Genomic DNA, 15,983 nt, shown 5'->3' on the forward strand with positions numbered 1-15,983 from the left:
CGCGCAGCCGCCGTCCGACGCGCCACCCTTCACCAGCGGAGAGACCAGCCGAAACGATGACCGCCACGACGCTCCGTACCGACGACCGGCCCCTCACCTTCCCGCCCGGCTTCGCCTGGGGAGCCGCCACCGCCGCCTACCAGATCGAGGGCGCCGTACGCGACGACGGGCGCGGCCCCTCGATCTGGGACACCTTCTGCCGCGTCCCCGGCAAGGTCGCCGGCGGGCACACCGGCGACGTGGCCTGCGACCACTACCACCGCTTCCGCGACGACGTCCGGCTGATGGCCGACCTCGGGCTGGACGTCTACCGGTTCTCGGTGGCCTGGCCGCGGGTGCAGCCCGACGGCTCCGGCCCGGTCGACCCGCGCGGCATCGGCTTCTACGACCGGCTGGTCGACGCGCTGCTCGACGCGGGGATCACGCCGTACGCCACCCTCTACCACTGGGACCTGCCGCAGGCGCTGGAGGACCGCGGCGGCTGGACGTCCCGCGACACCGCGCTGCGCTTCGCCGACTATGCCGGCTTGGTGCACGCCCGCCTCGCCGACCGCGTCGACACCTGGACGACGATCAACGAGCCGTGGGTCGCCGCGTACCTCGGCTACGGGGCGGGCGTGCACGCCCCCGGCCGGACCAGCGCCGCCGACGCCTTCCGCGCCGCGCACCACCTGCTCCTCGCGCACGGGCTGGCCGCCCGGCGGCTGCGCGCCGCCGGCGCCGGGAGCGTCTCGCTGACCCTCAACCTCGCGCCGGTCGTCGCGTCCGGCTCCGCGGAGCCGGACGCCGCCGCGGCCGGCCTCGTGGACGCGATGCTCAACCGGCAGTTCCTCGACCCGGTGCTGCGCGGCGAGTACGCCGGGCCGGTGCTGGCGGCCGCGTCCCGCCACGGGGGGCTCGACCACGTCCGCGGCGACGACCTGGAGGTGATCTCCGAGCCGATCGACTCGCTCGGCATCAACTACTACAACCCGACCTACGTGGCGGCCGCCCCCGGCACCCCGCCGAACCCCGCCTACCCCGGCTGCGCGGGCATCGCGTTCCCGCCGGCCGGGCCGCCGCACACCGCGATGGGCTGGCCGATCGTCCCGGACGGCCTGGGCGACCTGCTGATCCGGCTCAGCCGCGACTACCCGGGGGTGCCGCTCGTCGTCACCGAGAACGGCGCCGCGTTCGACGACGTCCCGGACGCGGACGGGCGGGTGCGCGACGACGCCCGGATCCGCTACCTGGACGCGCACCTGCGCGCCGCGCACGCCGCGCTCACCGCCGGTGCGGACCTGCGCGGATATCTCGTATGGTCGTTCCTGGACAATTTCGAATGGGCCGAGGGTTACGGCAAGAGGTTCGGCATCGTCTACGTCGACTACGCCGACCAGCGCCGGCTGCCGAAGGACAGCGCGCAGTGGTTCCGTGACGTCATCGCCCGCAACGGGCTCGGGGGAGAGGCGGAGTGAAACGTCCCACGCTGGAGGCCGTGGCGGCCAGGGCGGGGGTCTCCCGCGCCACGGTGTCGCGCGTGGTCAACGGCTCGTCCACGGTCAACCCGGAGATCCGCGCGGCCGTGGAGCGCGCCGTCGAGGAGCTCGGCTACGTCCCGAACTCGGCGGCGCGCAGCCTGGTGACCCAGCGCACCGGGTCCATCGGCCTGGTCGTCTCCGAGCCGCCCGCCCGCGTCTTCTCCGACGACCCGTTCTTCTCCCAGGTCATCCGTACGGTGAGCCAGGAGCTGGAGGCCGCCGACAAGCAGGTCGTGCTCATGATGCCGTCCTCGCCCGCCGGCCAGGCCAGGGTCGAGCGGTACGTCGCGGGCGGACACGTGGACGGGGTCATCCTGCTCTCCCTGCACGGCTCGGACCCTCTCCCGGCCGCGCTGATCCGGACGGGCGTCCCCGTGGTGTCGCACGGCCGCCCCGTCTCCACCGCGCGCCCGCCGTACTGCGACGTCGACAACGTCGGCGGCGCGCGCACCGCGGTGGAGCACCTGCTGTCCAGGGGCCGCCGCCGCATCGCCACCATCACCGGCCCGCTCGACATGTCCGCCGGGCTGGACCGCCTGGCCGGCTACCGGGAGACGCTCTCCGGCACCGGCCGCCGCTCCCTGGCCGCCATGGGCGACTTCACCCGCGAGTCGGGCGCGGCCGCGATGCGGCAGCTCCTTGAGGACGACCCCGGTCTCGACGCGGTGTTCGCCGCGAGCGACCTGATGGCGATCGGCGCCGTGTACACGCTGCGGAAGGCGGGCCGCCGCGTCCCCGACGACGTCGCCGTCGTCGGCTTCGACGACATCGACGCGGCCCGCTTCACCGACCCGCCCCTGACCACGGTCCGCCAGCCGATCGACGACGTGGCCCGGACCATCGTCCGCCTGCTCCTGGCGGGCGTCGACGACCGGGCCGAGCCGGTGATCTTCCCGACCGAGCTGATCGCCCGCGACTCCACCTGACGCCGCCGCCCGGCATCAGTGCCGCCCGATGCCGGGCGGCGGTGTGGCCGGAAGAGGCCAGAATGCCATTCCGTGGCCGCGGCATAAAGTGCCGAATATCTGGAAATATTCTTTACCGGATGGTGGTCCGCTCAGTCGCCGGAGGCGGCCGGCGCGTTGTCATCGTGTTCTTCCATGAGGTCGAAGAACCGCCGGATCGCCGCGGCCCGATCGCCGCCGTCGGCGTTGGTGATCTCCATGCTGCCGCGCCCGGGGATCTTGACGACGATCTTGCGGTCCGGGGCGCGGCGCACCCATTCCCGCAGGAAACGGCCGAGCGATACCAGTACCGGGGAGCTGCCCACGGCCAGCATGATCGCGCCCACCGCCGCCGGATCGAACCCCTTGCCGGAATCGGCCGCCGAACTCCGCCGCGGCTCGATTCTGACATCGAATGCACGCAGTTCCGTGCGGAGTTGGGTCTCCAATCGATCGACCTGAATAGGGTGGCCCTCGATACCGATCGAAACCGTCGTCGTCATTGGCGCGATGATACACTACGGCGCTTATAGCGGGAAGTGCGGTGCGCAAGGGGGTTGAATGGCCGGGCTGCGTCGTGCGCTCCTGTTCGTCACGGACGACTACGCGGACCCGGAATTCGGTCGCCTGCTCGCCCCCGCGGTCGACGCCGAGCGGCTGTCCGAGGTGCTCGCCGATCCGCGCATCGGCGCCTTCGAAGTGAAGAAACTGCGCAACGAGCCCGCCAGCGCCGTGCTGGAGGAGATCGACGACTTCTTCGCCGACCGCGACCCCGACGACCTGCTGCTGCTCTATTTCTCCGGGCACGGCGACAAGGACGCCGACGGCGAGCTGCACTTCGCGATGACCAACACCCGAAAGTCCCGGCTGGTCTCCACCGGCGTGCCGGCCTCGACGGTGCGCAAGATCATCGATGCGAGCGGCTCGCAGAGCGTCCTCGTGTGGCTGGACTGCTGCGTCGGCGGCGCGTTCCCCGAGGGGCTGAGCCCCAAGGGGGAGCCCGGTGACGGCGTCGCCGGGCAGCTCGACCCCGGGCGCGGCTGCTACGTGATGACCGCGGCCACGTCGGTCCAGACCGCCTTCGAGGACGCCACCGACGAGGACGCGCCCTACTCGGTGTTCACCGACGTGATCATCACCGGGCTCGGCACCGGCCAGGCCGACCTCGACGCCGACGGCAGGATCACCGCCGCGGAGCTGTTCGACTACGTGCGCGCCGAGATGCGCAGGCGCGACGCCCGGCAGACCCCGACCAAGAGCCACCGCGGCACCGAGGAGCCCGTGGTCGCCTGGAACCGCCACCTCGCGGAGCTCCCGGCGGACGTGCCGGCCGAACTGCGCGCCGTGCTCCTGCGCGGGACGCCGCAGCAGCAGCGCGACGCCCTCCGCGACCTCGCCCTGAAGGCGAGGCGCGGCGGCGACGCGACCGTCCTGGAACTGCTGACGGGGTCGCCGAGCGCCGCCCTGGCGGGCCTGGCGGCGGAGGTCGTCGCCGAGGTCGACGCCGAGCTGCGGGCCCGCGGCATGGACGACGAGGCGGTGCTGGAGGCGGCGCGCGCCGACTACTTGCGCTGGGTCGTCGCCACCCACGACCACCTCCAGATCACCGGCCTGCACCGGGCCGGCGGCACGGTGGAGATCCCGCTGGAGCGCATGTACGTCGCGCTGCGCGTCGACCCCACCAGCCCCACCGAGCGCGCCGCCGCGCACGAGATGCTGGTGCGCGACCTCGAGCAGCGGGTGCGGCTGGCCGACCTCACCCCGGAAGAGGAGGAGCGGCTGTGGTGGAAGGCCCACACTGAGCTGCCGGTGGCCGACCACATCGCCACCGGGGCGCGGCTCAACACGCCCCTGCTCAACATCGGCGAGGTCTGCCGGACGCGCACGCCGGTGGTAGTCCTCGGCGACCCGGGCAGCGGCAAGACGACGATGGCGCGGTGGCTGGCCATCATGCACGCCAGGGCCATGCTGGACGGCGCCGACGAAGTGACCGTGCCGGTCGGCAAGATCGACGCCGCCCGGGCCGACTCCGACGCCGGCTTCCGGCTGGGCCGGCCGCTGCTGCCCGTGCTGGCCAGGGTCGCCGAGTTCGCCGAGCGGATCGACGCCGGCGGCGAGGGCGCGCCGAGCGTCCTGGACTTCCTCGCCGAGCACTCCTGGTTCGGGTCCCGCCCGGTGTGGAGCCGCGACGTCGCCGGGCACCGGACCGGCGACCCCGTCCCGGCGCCGATCCGCCGCGAGCTCCTGCGGCGCGCCGTCGCCGAGGGGCGCGCCCTGATCGTCCTCGACGGCCTCGACGAGATCGCCGACCCGGCCGCGCGGGTCAGGGTGTCGGAGGCGGTCACCGAGTTCGTCCGCGCCGCCTCCCGCGAGGGCAGCCGGCTGTTCATCACCAGCCGGATCGCCGGGTACCACCTCCGGCCGCTGCCGGCGTCGCTGACCCACGTCACGATCGAGCGGCTCACCGACGAGTCGATGCGGGTGTTCTTCCACGCCTGGATGCGCGAGGTGGACCGGCAGATCCGCGGCGCGGACGCCCATACCGGCGACGCGACCGGCGCCGAGACCGGCGCCGCCGAGGCCGCCCGGCGCGCCGACCACCTGCTGGAGCTGCTGCACCGGCCGGACGGCCGCTACGTCCACGAGCTGGCGACCAATCCGCTGCTGGCGAGCACGATCGCGACGATCTACGAGGCCGAGGACGGCTCGCTGCCCCGGCAGCGGGTGGAGGTCTACCAGAAGGCGGTCGACCGGCTCGTCGCGGTCTGGTACGAGCGGATGTCCGCCGCGGACGTGGCGCGGCTCACCGAGCACATGTTCGCCGTCCTGCGCAGCGTCGCCTACCACGTCCACACCCGCAAGCCGACCGGGGTGATCGCGGAACCGGAGTTCCGCGACCTGTTCCGCACCGAGCTGGCCCGGCTGCGCCCCGACTCGGTCGAGGAGATGCTGGAGACGCTGCTGCGCGCCATGCGCGACGAGGTCGGGCTGCTCGCCTCCAGCGCGCCCGGCGCCTACCGCTTCTCCCACCAGACCTTCCAGGAGTTCCTCGCCGCGCAGTACCTCCGCGACCAGCCCGCCGCGCGGGTGCTGGGGCATCTCGGGGACCCGCGCTGGCGCGAACCGATCCTGATGCTGCTCGGCCTGGTCAACTGGCGGCACCCGAGCCGGCTGCCGGGCCTGGTCGAGGCGATGCTCGCCGAGGGCGGCGCGCTCGGCGAGCGGTTCCCGGAGTCGGCGCTGCTGCTGGCCGACGCGTTCGCGGAGATGGCGGACGCCGCGCCCGGCCCGATCCGCACCGTGCTCGGCAGCCTGCTGCGCAGCCACCGGGTGCTGTCGACCGGCGGCCGGCTGCCGCACGTCCGCGAGCTGATCGAGGGGGCGGTCGCCGGGCTGCGCCGCGGCGAGCACGGCCCGGTCGTCGACGAGGTCCTGACCGAGACGCTGCGCCGGCCGCCGGACGACACGGTGCTGGCCTGCACCACCGCCAGGATGGTCACCGCGCTGGAGATCCACGAGCCGGGCGTGGTCGCCGCGCTCGCCGAAGCCGCCGCCCGCTGGGACGACGCCGGCCTCGGCCACCCGATCGCCGAGGCGCTGGGCGTCGCGGCGGCGCGCGCGGCCGACGCCGGCTCCGCCGCGGCGCTGCTGCCGCACAACCGCGTCCGCGCCGTGCTGCGCCGCAACCCGGACCTCGTGGCCCGCATCGCCGGGGACCCGCGCTGGGGCGCGGTGCTGCTGGCCCTGTTCGGCGGCGTCCTCGACCTGGCCACGCGCGAGGACCTGCACCAGTACATCCGCATGGCCAACTACCTCCAGCTCGACGAGGAGGTGCGCGCGGGCTTCCTGCCCGTCTTCACCAGGCGGTGGGGCAGGGACGACCCCATCTACGCCATCGCGGTGCACCTGGACGTGAAGGGCATGGCCGACCGCAAGCGCCACGCGCGGCCGCCCGAGCTGAGCGCCGACGCGATCGTGCGCGACTCCCCGTTCGCCGGCGACTTCCTCGCCGCGCTGGCCCGCGACGACTTCGCGGGACTGCTCGACACGCTGCGGTCCCGCGTCCGGGACGGCGACCTCCGGTACCGCGGCGACGCGCTCCTCGCGCTCTGGGCGGCGGGCGCCGACATAGACGAACGGCTCGCCGCCGACCCCGAGGCGGCCGGCGCCGTCCGGCAGCGCATCGGCGCGCTGGCGGTCACGCTGCGCGACGGCGTCCTGCGCGCCGGGCAGCGCGCCGAGCGGGACCTGCAGGCGGCCGCGGTCTCCGGGCGGCTCGACGCCGGGAGCTGGGGCCGGCTGGCGGAGGCCGTCACCGCCGTGCTCCTGCGGGCGGGCGCCGAACCGCTGCGGCTGGACTCCGACGAGCTCCCGCCGGAGCACCGGCGCCGCGCGATGGTCGAGGACCTCTTCCACCGCTTCGCCGGCTGGGGCGACAACGCCCTCCTCGACGCCGCGAAGTTCGCCGACGCCCACAAAGGCCGGACGGACGCGGTGATCACGGCGCTCAACGACGCCGGGTCGGCGCGGCACGCCGACTACGGCCTGTACCGGTACTGGTGGCCCGCCGACCGCCTGGCCTTCCCCCGGCACGACCCGCTCGACATCCCGGTCGGCGTCCTCGACATGCTGTCCCGGGTGCCGAGGGACTTCACGCTCGCCCGGTACTGGGTGCTGTCGGACGTGCTGCCCGCCCTCGTCAAGGTCGATCCCGAACTGCTTCCCGAGGCGCTCGCCATCGCGGCGGCCGTGGTGGAGTGGCGCGGTGAGGTCGTCGCGGCGCTCGATCCCGAGCTGCTCCGCGCCGACGACCCGGTGCGGTACGTCCTCGCCCGCGCGCGCCGGCTGGCCGATCCGTGGCACCGGACGCGGTCGCTGGCCCGGCTCGCGGAGCTGTTCCCCGACCACCGCGACGCGCTCACGGCCGAGGCGGTGGAGGCGGCCGGGCGGCTGACCGCCCCGCGGCAGCTGTTCGAGGCGCACGAATGGCTGAGCCGGCTGGTCCGCGGCGCCGCGGACCGGGACCGGCACGTGCGCGCGTGCGAGCGTGCGGCGGACCTGCTGACCGACCCGGTCGACGCGGTGATCGCGCTGCTGCGGCTCGCGCGGCTGCATCCGCCGGGCAGGTTCGCGGAGCTCGTGCACGCCGCCGTCGAGCGCAGCCGGCGGGTCCCCGGCAGCGCCGACCGGGCCAGGCTGCTCCAGGTGATCGGCGAGCACTACGCCGACGATGAGCGGACCGCCGCGGCGGTCGCCGCCGCCATCGCCGGACTCGGCGACCCCGCCGAGCGGGCGTACGCGGCCCGGCGCTGGGGCGACCTGCTGTGGACGCTGCCCCGCGGCCCCGGATGGGACGCCGAGCTGTGGACGCTGCTGGGCGTCTACGCGCGGGCGGCCGAGTACGCCGACCCGGCGCCCGGCGGCGAGAGCGCGGACGCCGGGAACGCGGACGCCGGGAGGGCGGAGGTCGTGCGGGCGGACGGCCGGGCCGTCCGCGCCCTGGACCGGACGCTGGAGCCGCTGGCGGCCGGCGACCTGGACGGCCCGCTCCGCGAACGGCTCGGCGGGCTCGTCGACATCGACCCCGACTCCGAGCCCGTCGTGACCCGCTGGCTGCACCACCCCGACCAGACGGTCGCGCGGACGGCGGCGCTCATGCTGGCCGAGTACCGGGGCCTGCGGGTCGACATGGTCGACGCGCTGTTCGGCCTGCAGTCGGCGCAGGCGGACCTCGTCCGGCACCGGGCCATGGACGTGCTCGCCGGCATGTCGGGCCGGCCCTACCGCTGCCTCTCCACGGTGGGCGCCGCCTTCTGGCTGGACTCGACGGTCCGCGCCGGTCAGATCCGCGACATCGACCCGGTGGCGGCGCAGGCGCTCACGTGGTTCCCCGAGAGCGTCCTGGTGGACACGCCGGGGGAGTTCGACGCCCTGTGCGACATGGTCGAATCGGGTGCGGGCGAAGCCGTCAAGCAGGTGATCCGGAGAGCCTGCGCGCTGAGCGACCGGACGTGGCGGCGGTTGCTGGAGCGGCTCGCGCACGGCTCGCCGGCCCTGCAGGCCGTCCTTCTGGACTCGGTCAGCGCCATCGCCTCGCGCTCGTTCCGCAAGGACGATTCCGACTGGATGGACGACCAGGCCAAGGAATGGCTGCTGAACCAGGACCGGCGCCGTGAGCTGTGGAGCGTGCTCGAAAGCCTGGACAGGGACCGGCTCGCGCGGCTCCCGCTGCGCTCGCTGGACGAGGACGCCGTCCTCGCCGCGGTCGTGGACGCGCTCAAGGAGACCGGCGGGTCGCTCGCCGGCGACAGCGTCGCCCGCGCCCGGCGCAGGGTCGAGGCCACGGCGGCCCGGTCGTTCGGCGAGCTGCTGTCCGGGGAGCCCGCCGAGGTCCTGCCCCGGCTCGCCGGCCACGGCGCCACGTTCTTCGGCGGCGCGAGGCGCTCCGAGGAGGCCGTCACCCGGTACCTGAACTCCGGCGACACCGGCCTGCCGTGGATCGAGCTGCTGGTGCGGTGGGCCGAGGAGCTGCTCGCCGAATCCGTCAACGACGGGCCCGGCGACCCGAACTACCTGCGGTCGTACGTCCTCCAGCTGCTGGCCGCGGCGGCGGACATCAACCGCGACACCTTCCGCAGGGCCGCCGATCCGTCCCGCTTCGAAGGGCTGCTCGTCGAAGCCCTCCTGTTCGCCTACGCCTACCCGACCCGGACGAGCGCCGCCAAGCTGCTCGGCATCCTGCGGCTCGGCTCCGAAGCCGTGCTGGACGCGCTGCTCAAGGCGCTGTCGGACGTCCAGTTCGTGCGGCTGGCGGCCATCGACGCCATCCCCGAGCTGCGCGGCATCGACCAGGCCGCGGTCGACCGGCTGACCCGCGGCCTGCACGAGCCCAGCGCGACCAGGGCCTGGGCCGCGGCCCAGCTGCTGGCCGCGATCGCGCGGACGCGCACGCTGCCCGACGGGCTGCGCACCATGATCATCGACGCGCTGGCCGGCGCGGTGGCCGACCCCCGGTCGCACCGGACGATCCATTTCGCGCACACCATCTCCGCCATCCCGGAGATGCCGCAGCTCGACGACGCCTTCGCCGACGCCCTGCGCATGGTCTACGGCTTCCGCGACACCGTCCCGGAGACCCCCGCCGCCGGCGACGCCGCCGCGCCGTCCGCCCAGAACTGACCGGACGCGCCGAGCCGAGGGCTCCGAGAGCACCCCGGGCGGCGCCGCGCGCCTTCCCGGCCGAGCCGCCCGCCGGCCGGCGTTCCACGACCAGAGCCATCGTCCCGGCACGCCGGAGCCGGGGTGGTCCGGAAACGGCGCGGCCGCCGGCACGGCCGAAAAAAGCTGCTATCGATCTATTGAATATATTCAATGCGCCCCTTACGTTGGTGCGCCATGAGGACGCGTCGCCGGAAGGGGCAGAGCCGTGGCTGAGCAGACGATCGACGCCGCCGTCGCCGAACTGCTGCGCCGCGAGCGCGGCCGCGAGGACGGGGGCAGGCTCACCGAACGCTGGCCCGGCCTGGACGTCGCGACCGCCTACCGCATCCAGGACGCCGTGCTGGACCGCAAGGTGGGCGGCGGCGAGACCGTCGTCGGGGTGAAGCTCGGCCTCACCTCGCGTGCCAAGCAGCGCCGCATGGGCGTCGACGTCCCGCTGACCGGCTGGCTCACCGACGCGATGACGCTGGCGCCCGGCGAGCCGGTGCCGGTGGGGGAGCTCATCCACCCGCGCGCCGAACCCGAGATCGCCTTCGTCATGGGCGGGCGGCTGACCGGGCCCGGCGTGACGGCGGAGCGGGCGATGCGGGCGGTCGCGAGCGTGCACGCCGCGTTCGAGATCATCGACAGCCGCTTCCGCGACTTCGCCTTCGACCTGCCCGACGTGGTGGCCGACAACGCGTCCTCCGGCCGGTTCGTCCTGTCCGCCCGCGCCGTCGCCCCGGACGGCCTGGACCTCGCCGCCGAGAAGTGCCGGCTCGACGCCGGCGGCGGCACCGCCGCCACCGCGACCGGCGCGGCCGTCCTCGGGCACCCCGCGAACGCCCTCGCGCTCGCCGCGAACGGCCTGGCCGAGCGCGGGAAGGCGATCGAGCCCGGCTGGATCGTGCTGACCGGCGCCCTCACCGACGCCTGCCCACTGCGGGCCGGCGGCGTCATCGCCGCCGAGTTCGCCTCACTCGGAGCCCTGTCCGTCACCGGAACCCACTGACGACCTCGCCGCGCCCAGCGCGCCTCCTCCCTGGAGTACCGACATGTCCCTTCTCCACCGCGACCACCCAGGACGCCCGCTCGCCGCGTGCGCGGCCGCCGCGGCGCTCGCCCTCACCGCCCTCACCGGCTGCGGATCCGGCGCCGCGGAGGTCTCCGCCGACGGCACGGCGGAGGTGAAGCTCGGCGTCATCCCGATCATCGACATCGCGCCCGTGAAGCTCGGGATCACCAAGGGCGTGTTCGCCCGCCACAAGCTGAAGGTCACCACGCAGGACGCGCAGGGCGGCGCGGCCATCGTGCCCGCCGTGGTCAGCGGCGACTTCCAGTTCGGCTACTCCAACATCGTCAGCCTCCTGGTCGCCCGCGAGAAGGGCGTCCCGGTGACGATGGTGTCGGTCGGCGCCCGCGCGTCCGACGACGTCATGGACGACGGGTCCGGGCAGCTGATGACCCGCGACCCCGAGATCGCCAAGGTGGCCGACCTCAAGGGCAGGAAGGTCGCGGTCAACACCCTCAAGGGCATCAACGAGGTCGCGGTCGCGTCCGTCCTCAAGAAGAACGGGCTCGCGCGGAGCGACGTCGAGCTGGTCGAGGTGCCCATCCCCACCATGCCCGCCGCGTTGAAGAACGGCCAGGTCGACGCCGCCATGCTCAGCGAACCGTTCATCACCGTCGCCGAAGGGCAGGGGGCGAAGCCGCTGCCGGTCAGCTACGCGGGCATGGGCGAGCACCTGCCGTTCGCCGGCTGGTTCACCTCCAAGCAGTACGCCGCGAAGAACCCCGGCGTCGTGAAGAGGTTCACCGCCGCGCTGAAGGAGGCCCTGGCGTACGCCGAGGGCCACCCGGACGAGGCGAGGGCGGCGCTGAACGGCTACCTGAAGCTGGAGCCGGGCCTCAGCGACAAGGTGACCCTGCCGGGCTGGAACCCGGAGGCGGGCAAGTCGGAGATCGCCCCGCTCGCGCGGCTCACCGTCGAGACCGGCCTCATCGGCAGCACCCGCCCGCTCGACGAGCTGTTCGACGAGTGACATGACCAGGACCGTCCCGATCATCGCGAAGAGCCGCTCCCGGGGCGGCGCGGCGCCCGCCGGACGGCGGCGGGCGCCGGCCGCGCCGGCGGCGGCCGCGCCCGAGCCGCGCGGCCGCGGCGTCCCCGACCGGCTGCTCGGCCCGCTCGGCGTCGCCGCCTTCCTCGTCCTGCTGGAAGTGGTCCCGCGCAGCGGCGCGGTCTCGCCCGACGACCTGCCCCCGTTCAGCGCCATCGCCCGTGCGCTGGCCGACGAGGCCGGCGACGGCGCGTTCTGGGGCGCGCTGCTCGACACGCTCCGCGGCTGGGGGTACGGGCTTGCCATCGCGATCGCCGCCGGCCTGAGCCTCGGGCTGCTGATCGGCAGCGTGCCGTTCCTGCGCGAGGCCACCGCCTCCACCATCGAGTTCCTCCGCCCGATCCCTTCGGTCGCCCTCGTCCCGCTGGCGGTGCTGCTGTACGGGACGCGGCTCGGCTCCACGCTGATGCTGGTGGTGTACGCCGCGACCTGGCCCGTCTTGCTGCAGGCCGTCTACGGGGTGCAGGACGTCGATCCGGTGGCGCGGGAGACCGCGGCGACCTTCCGGTTCTCCCGGTGGGCGCGGCTGCGGCACGTGGTCTGGCCGACCGCGCTGCCGTACCTGCTGACGGGCGTCCGGCTCGCCGCGTCGGTGGCGCTGATCCTCGCCGTCGCCGGCGAGCTGATCATCGGTGCGCCGGGGCTCGGCAGCGAGATCGCGCTGGCCCAGGCGAGCAACGCCGTCGCCGACATGTACGCCCTGATCCTCGTCACGGGCGCGCTCGGGGTCGGCGTGAACCTGCTGACCCGGGCGCTGGAGCGGCGGGTGCTGGCCTGGCACACGTCCGTGCGGACGGAGGTGCCCGCGTGAGGACCGTACTGCGCGGCGCCCGCCGCGCCGGCCACCTGCTCGCACTGCCCGCGCTGCTGCTGGCGCTCTGGTGGGCGGCGACCGCGCGGAGCACGGACTTCTACTTCCCCCCGCTGCACACCATCCTGAGCGCGTTCGGCAAGACGTGGTTCTCCGGACGCCTCGTGGACGACGTGCTGCCGAGCGTCCTGCGCCTCGCCGCCGGCTACGCGGGCGCCGTCGCGGTGGGCGTGGGCATCGGCGTCCTGATCGGGTCCCACCGCCGGGTGCGGCTGGCGGCCGAGCCGGTGCTGGAGTTCTTCCGCGCGGTCCCGCCGCCCGTGCTGATCCCGGTGCTGATGCTCTTCACCGGCATCGGCGACACCATGAAGATCACCGTCATCGTGCTCGGCTCGATGTGGCCGGTGCTGCTGAACACCGCCGAGGGCGTCCGCGCGATCGACGACGTGCTGGCCGACACCGCACGCTCCTACGGGCTTACCGGGGCCGCCCGGCTGCGCCGCCTGGTGCTGCCGTCCGCCGCCCCGCAGATCGTCACCGGCATGCGGCAGGCGCTGTCCATCTCGATCATCCTCATGGTGATCAGCGAGATGTTCGCCGGTTCCAGCGGCCTCGGCTACACGATCGTCCAGTTCCAGCGGGGGTTCGCCGTCCCCGAGATGTGGAGCGGGATCCTGCTGCTCGGCCTGCTGGGATTCGCGCTCTCCCTGCTGTTCGGGCGGTTCGAGTCGCGCGTGCTCCGCTGGCACCGCGGCCGGCGCCAGGCCCAGAGAGGAAAGTCATGACCGGCACGGACATCGCGTCCCGCGGCGCCGTGGACGGCGCGAGCGGCCCCGCCCTGCTCGACGTGCGCGGGCTCACCAAGACCTACCAGGCCGCCGACCGGACGGTGGAGGCGGTGCGCGACCTCACCTTCGGGGTCGGCGCCGGCGAGCTGGCCTGCATCGTCGGCCCGTCCGGCGCGGGGAAGACCACCCTGCTCAAGTGCGTCGCCGGCCTGCTCGCGCCGAGCGGCGGCGAGGTGGTGCTGGAGGGCCGCCCGGTCCACGGGCCGCCGGAGAACATGGCGGTCGTCTTCCAGGAGTACGGGCGCAGCCTGTTCCCGTGGATGACCGTCGAGCAGAACATCGACCTGCCGCTCAGGCAGAAGAAGGTGCCCAAGCGGCGGCGCGCCGAACTGGTCGCCGAGTCGCTGGCGTCGGTCGGCCTCGCCGACGCGGCGGGCGCCTACCCCTGGCAGCTGTCCGGCGGGATGCAGCAGCGGGTGGCGATCGCCCGCGCCGTCGCCTACGAGCCGGCGGTGCTGCTCATGGACGAGCCGTTCGCGGCCGTCGACGCGCAGACCCGCGCCGAGCTGGAGGACCTCACCCGCGAGCTGTGGCGGCGGCTCGGCATGACCGTCCTGTTCGTCACCCACGACATCGAGGAGGCGGTGTACCTGGGGCAGCGCGTGCTGGTGCTGTCCGCCGCGCCGACGGTCGTCATCGAGGACGCCGCGATCGACCTGCCGGCCGAGCGGGAGCAGCTCGCGACGCGCTCCGCCCCCCGGTTCGCCGAGCTCCGGGCGCACATCTACTCGCTCGTCCAGCGGGCGAAGACCTACCATGACGGCGATCCCGTGGAGGTGTCGCGGCCATGAGGGACGACGCGACGAGGGACGGCGCGACCCGCGGCGACGTCTTCGCCGGGACGCTCGCGGAGCTGACCTGGCACGAGGTCGACCGCGCCGCCCGCTCCGGCGCCGTCCTGCTGTGGGCGTTCGGCGTGATCGAGCAGCACGGCCCGCACCTGCCCACCGGCACCGACGTCTACCTGCCGGTCGCGCGCCTGCGCGACGTCCAGTCCCTGCTCGCCGAGCGCGGCGTCCGGGCACTGATCGTCCCGCCGTACTACTGGGGCGTCAACGTCGTCTCGGGCGCCTTCCCCGCGTCCTACGGCGTCCGGCCCGAGCTGATGCGGGAGGTCATGGCCGACCTGCTCGCCGGGATGGCGCGCGACGGGTTCCGGCACGTGTTCTGCTTCTCCGGCCACGGCGACGCGCTGCACAACCGCACGGTGCACGACGGAGTGCGGACCGCGGCGGAACGCACCGGCGTGGACGCCAGCTTCGTCACCGAGCCCGCGCTGGCCCGCCGCATCGGCCTCGGCCTCGACGACCCGCACCTGACGCTCTGCGGGCCGGACGAACCCCCGCCCGAAGGCCCGCCCGACGTGCACGCGGGGCAGTGGGAGACGTCCCTGATGATGCACCTCCACCCCGATCTCGTGCGCGAGGACGTCCGCGTCCGGCTGAGGCCCAGCGGCCTCGGCCCGGCCGAGCTGGCGACGTGGCGGAAGGGGTTCGAGCACGCCCGCCGGGTCACGCCCGACGGCTACTTCGGCGACCCGGCCGCCGCCGACGCCGGCGAAGGACACCGCATCCAGGCGGCCGCCGCCGAGCAGGCCGCCGACGCCATCGCGCTCCGCCTGCGGCGCACGGCGTCCCCCCACCCTCAGGAAGGACGGAGGAACCATGGCTGAGATCAGCCTCGCCGTGGCCGCGAGCCACGCTCCCGGCCTCACCGGCTGGTTCGACAAGGCACCCGAGCCCGACCGGAAGACGGTGCTCGCCGCCTACGCCGAGATCCACGACGCCATCGTGGCGTCCCGCACCGACGTGCTCCTCGTCATCGCCAACGACCACATCGCGAACGGGTACGTCAGCGACTACAACGATTTCACCTTCGGGCTGGCCGAACGCCACACCGGCCCAGACGAGTGGTTCAAGCCCTGGCTGCGCGTCCCCGACTACGAGCTCCCCGGGCGCCCGGACGTCGGCGAGACCCTGTACGAGAGCGTCAAGGACTGCGCCCCGCGCGTGCGCGCCGTCCGCGAGAACCTGCGGTATGACGACAACCTGTCCGTCCCGACGACCATGGCCGACCTCGTCTCGACGGGTGTGGCGGTCGTCCCCGTCCTGCAGAACTGCACGGTCCCGCCCGTCCCGGACGAGAAGGTCTGCTACCGGCTCGGCGAGACGCTCGGCGAGGCGATCCGCACCCGCCTGCCGGACGGGCTGCGGGTCGGCCTGTTCGGCTCCGGCGGCCTGTCGCACGAGCCGGGCGGCCCCCGCTACCTGGAGATCGACGAGAAGTTCGACCGCTGGTGGCTCGACCTCCTCGTCGAGGGCGACCACGAGCGGATCCTGACCGACGTCACGTTCGAGCGGATGGAGGAGGCCGGTTCGGGCGGCACCTCCGAGCTGCTGTCCTGGATGGTCGTCATGGGCGCGATCGGCCCCCGCCCGTGCACGGCCCTCGGCTACGCCGCCGTCGACCAGTGGCGCTGCGGGTTCGGCGCCGTCCGCTGGGAGCTGTCATGACCCCGCAGACCGGAAGAACGGACACCC

The 15,983-nt window shown here is 74.2% G+C and carries 11 protein-coding genes; 10 read left to right on the plus strand and 1 reads right to left on the minus strand.

The window, feature by feature from the left end; all coding sequences use genetic code 11:
• Window positions 1–56 precede the first annotated feature (56 nt).
• Together ACIWVC_RS05640 and ACIWVC_RS05645 are read left to right on the plus strand one after the other, a co-directional pair.
• Complete coding sequence (locus ACIWVC_RS05640) at window positions 57–1,457, plus strand: GH1 family beta-glucosidase (RefSeq protein WP_396449132.1); 1,401 nt, start codon at window positions 57–59, stop codon at window positions 1,455–1,457.
• A complete protein-coding gene (locus tag ACIWVC_RS05645; protein WP_396449133.1) occupies window positions 1,454–2,446 on the plus strand; it encodes a LacI family DNA-binding transcriptional regulator in 993 nt (330 codons plus the stop codon). The genes ACIWVC_RS05640 and ACIWVC_RS05645 overlap by 4 nt, the downstream gene beginning before the upstream one ends.
• Window positions 2,447–2,577: 131 nt before the next feature.
• Here ACIWVC_RS05645 and ACIWVC_RS05650 read toward each other — a convergent pair whose 3' ends face one another.
• A complete protein-coding gene (locus tag ACIWVC_RS05650) occupies window positions 2,578–2,967 on the minus strand; it encodes a hypothetical protein (protein ID WP_396449134.1) in 390 nt (129 codons plus the stop codon).
• A gap of 58 nt (window positions 2,968–3,025) precedes the next feature.
• Here ACIWVC_RS05650 and ACIWVC_RS05655 point away from each other — a divergent pair, with 58 nt between their 5' ends.
• From ACIWVC_RS05655 to ACIWVC_RS05690, 8 genes are all read left to right on the plus strand, one after another.
• The gene (locus tag ACIWVC_RS05655) at window positions 3,026–9,643 is read left to right on the plus strand and encodes a caspase family protein (RefSeq protein WP_396453880.1); all 6,618 of its coding nucleotides are present in this window, start codon (window positions 3,026–3,028) and stop codon (window positions 9,641–9,643) included.
• A gap of 247 nt (window positions 9,644–9,890) precedes the next feature.
• Complete coding sequence (locus ACIWVC_RS05660; RefSeq protein ID WP_396453882.1) at window positions 9,891–10,676, plus strand: 2-keto-4-pentenoate hydratase; 786 nt, start codon at window positions 9,891–9,893, stop codon at window positions 10,674–10,676.
• Between the two features lie 43 nt (window positions 10,677–10,719).
• On the plus strand, window positions 10,720–11,706 hold the full coding sequence (locus ACIWVC_RS05665; protein WP_396449137.1) for an ABC transporter substrate-binding protein: 987 nt from the start codon (window positions 10,720–10,722) through the stop codon (window positions 11,704–11,706).
• Between the two features lies 1 nt (window position 11,707).
• Window positions 11,708–12,595 carry an ABC transporter permease gene (locus ACIWVC_RS05670; RefSeq protein ID WP_396453883.1) on the plus strand — a complete coding sequence of 296 codons (888 nt, stop codon included), beginning with the start codon at window positions 11,708–11,710 and terminating at the stop codon, window positions 12,593–12,595.
• Window positions 12,592–13,380, plus strand: a complete 789-nt coding sequence (locus ACIWVC_RS05675) for an ABC transporter permease (protein WP_396449139.1) — start codon at window positions 12,592–12,594, stop codon at window positions 13,378–13,380. Before ACIWVC_RS05670 ends, ACIWVC_RS05675 begins: the two co-directional genes overlap by 4 nt.
• A complete protein-coding gene (locus ACIWVC_RS05680) occupies window positions 13,377–14,234 on the plus strand; it encodes an ABC transporter ATP-binding protein (RefSeq protein WP_396449140.1) in 858 nt (285 codons plus the stop codon). Before ACIWVC_RS05675 ends, ACIWVC_RS05680 begins: the two co-directional genes overlap by 4 nt.
• Window positions 14,231–15,115 (plus strand): creatininase family protein, encoded by an 885-nt coding sequence (locus ACIWVC_RS05685; protein ID WP_396449141.1) that lies wholly within the window; start codon window positions 14,231–14,233, stop codon window positions 15,113–15,115. Before ACIWVC_RS05680 ends, ACIWVC_RS05685 begins: the two co-directional genes overlap by 4 nt.
• The gene (locus ACIWVC_RS05690; RefSeq protein ID WP_396449142.1) at window positions 15,108–15,956 is read left to right on the plus strand and encodes a hypothetical protein; all 849 of its coding nucleotides are present in this window, start codon (window positions 15,108–15,110) and stop codon (window positions 15,954–15,956) included. The genes ACIWVC_RS05685 and ACIWVC_RS05690 overlap by 8 nt, the downstream gene beginning before the upstream one ends.
• Window positions 15,957–15,983: the final 27 nt, after the last annotated feature.

This window comes from Actinomadura sp., assembly GCF_044508335.1.
In the GTDB taxonomy this organism is placed as follows: Bacteria; Actinomycetota; Actinomycetes; order Streptosporangiales; family Streptosporangiaceae; genus Spirillospora.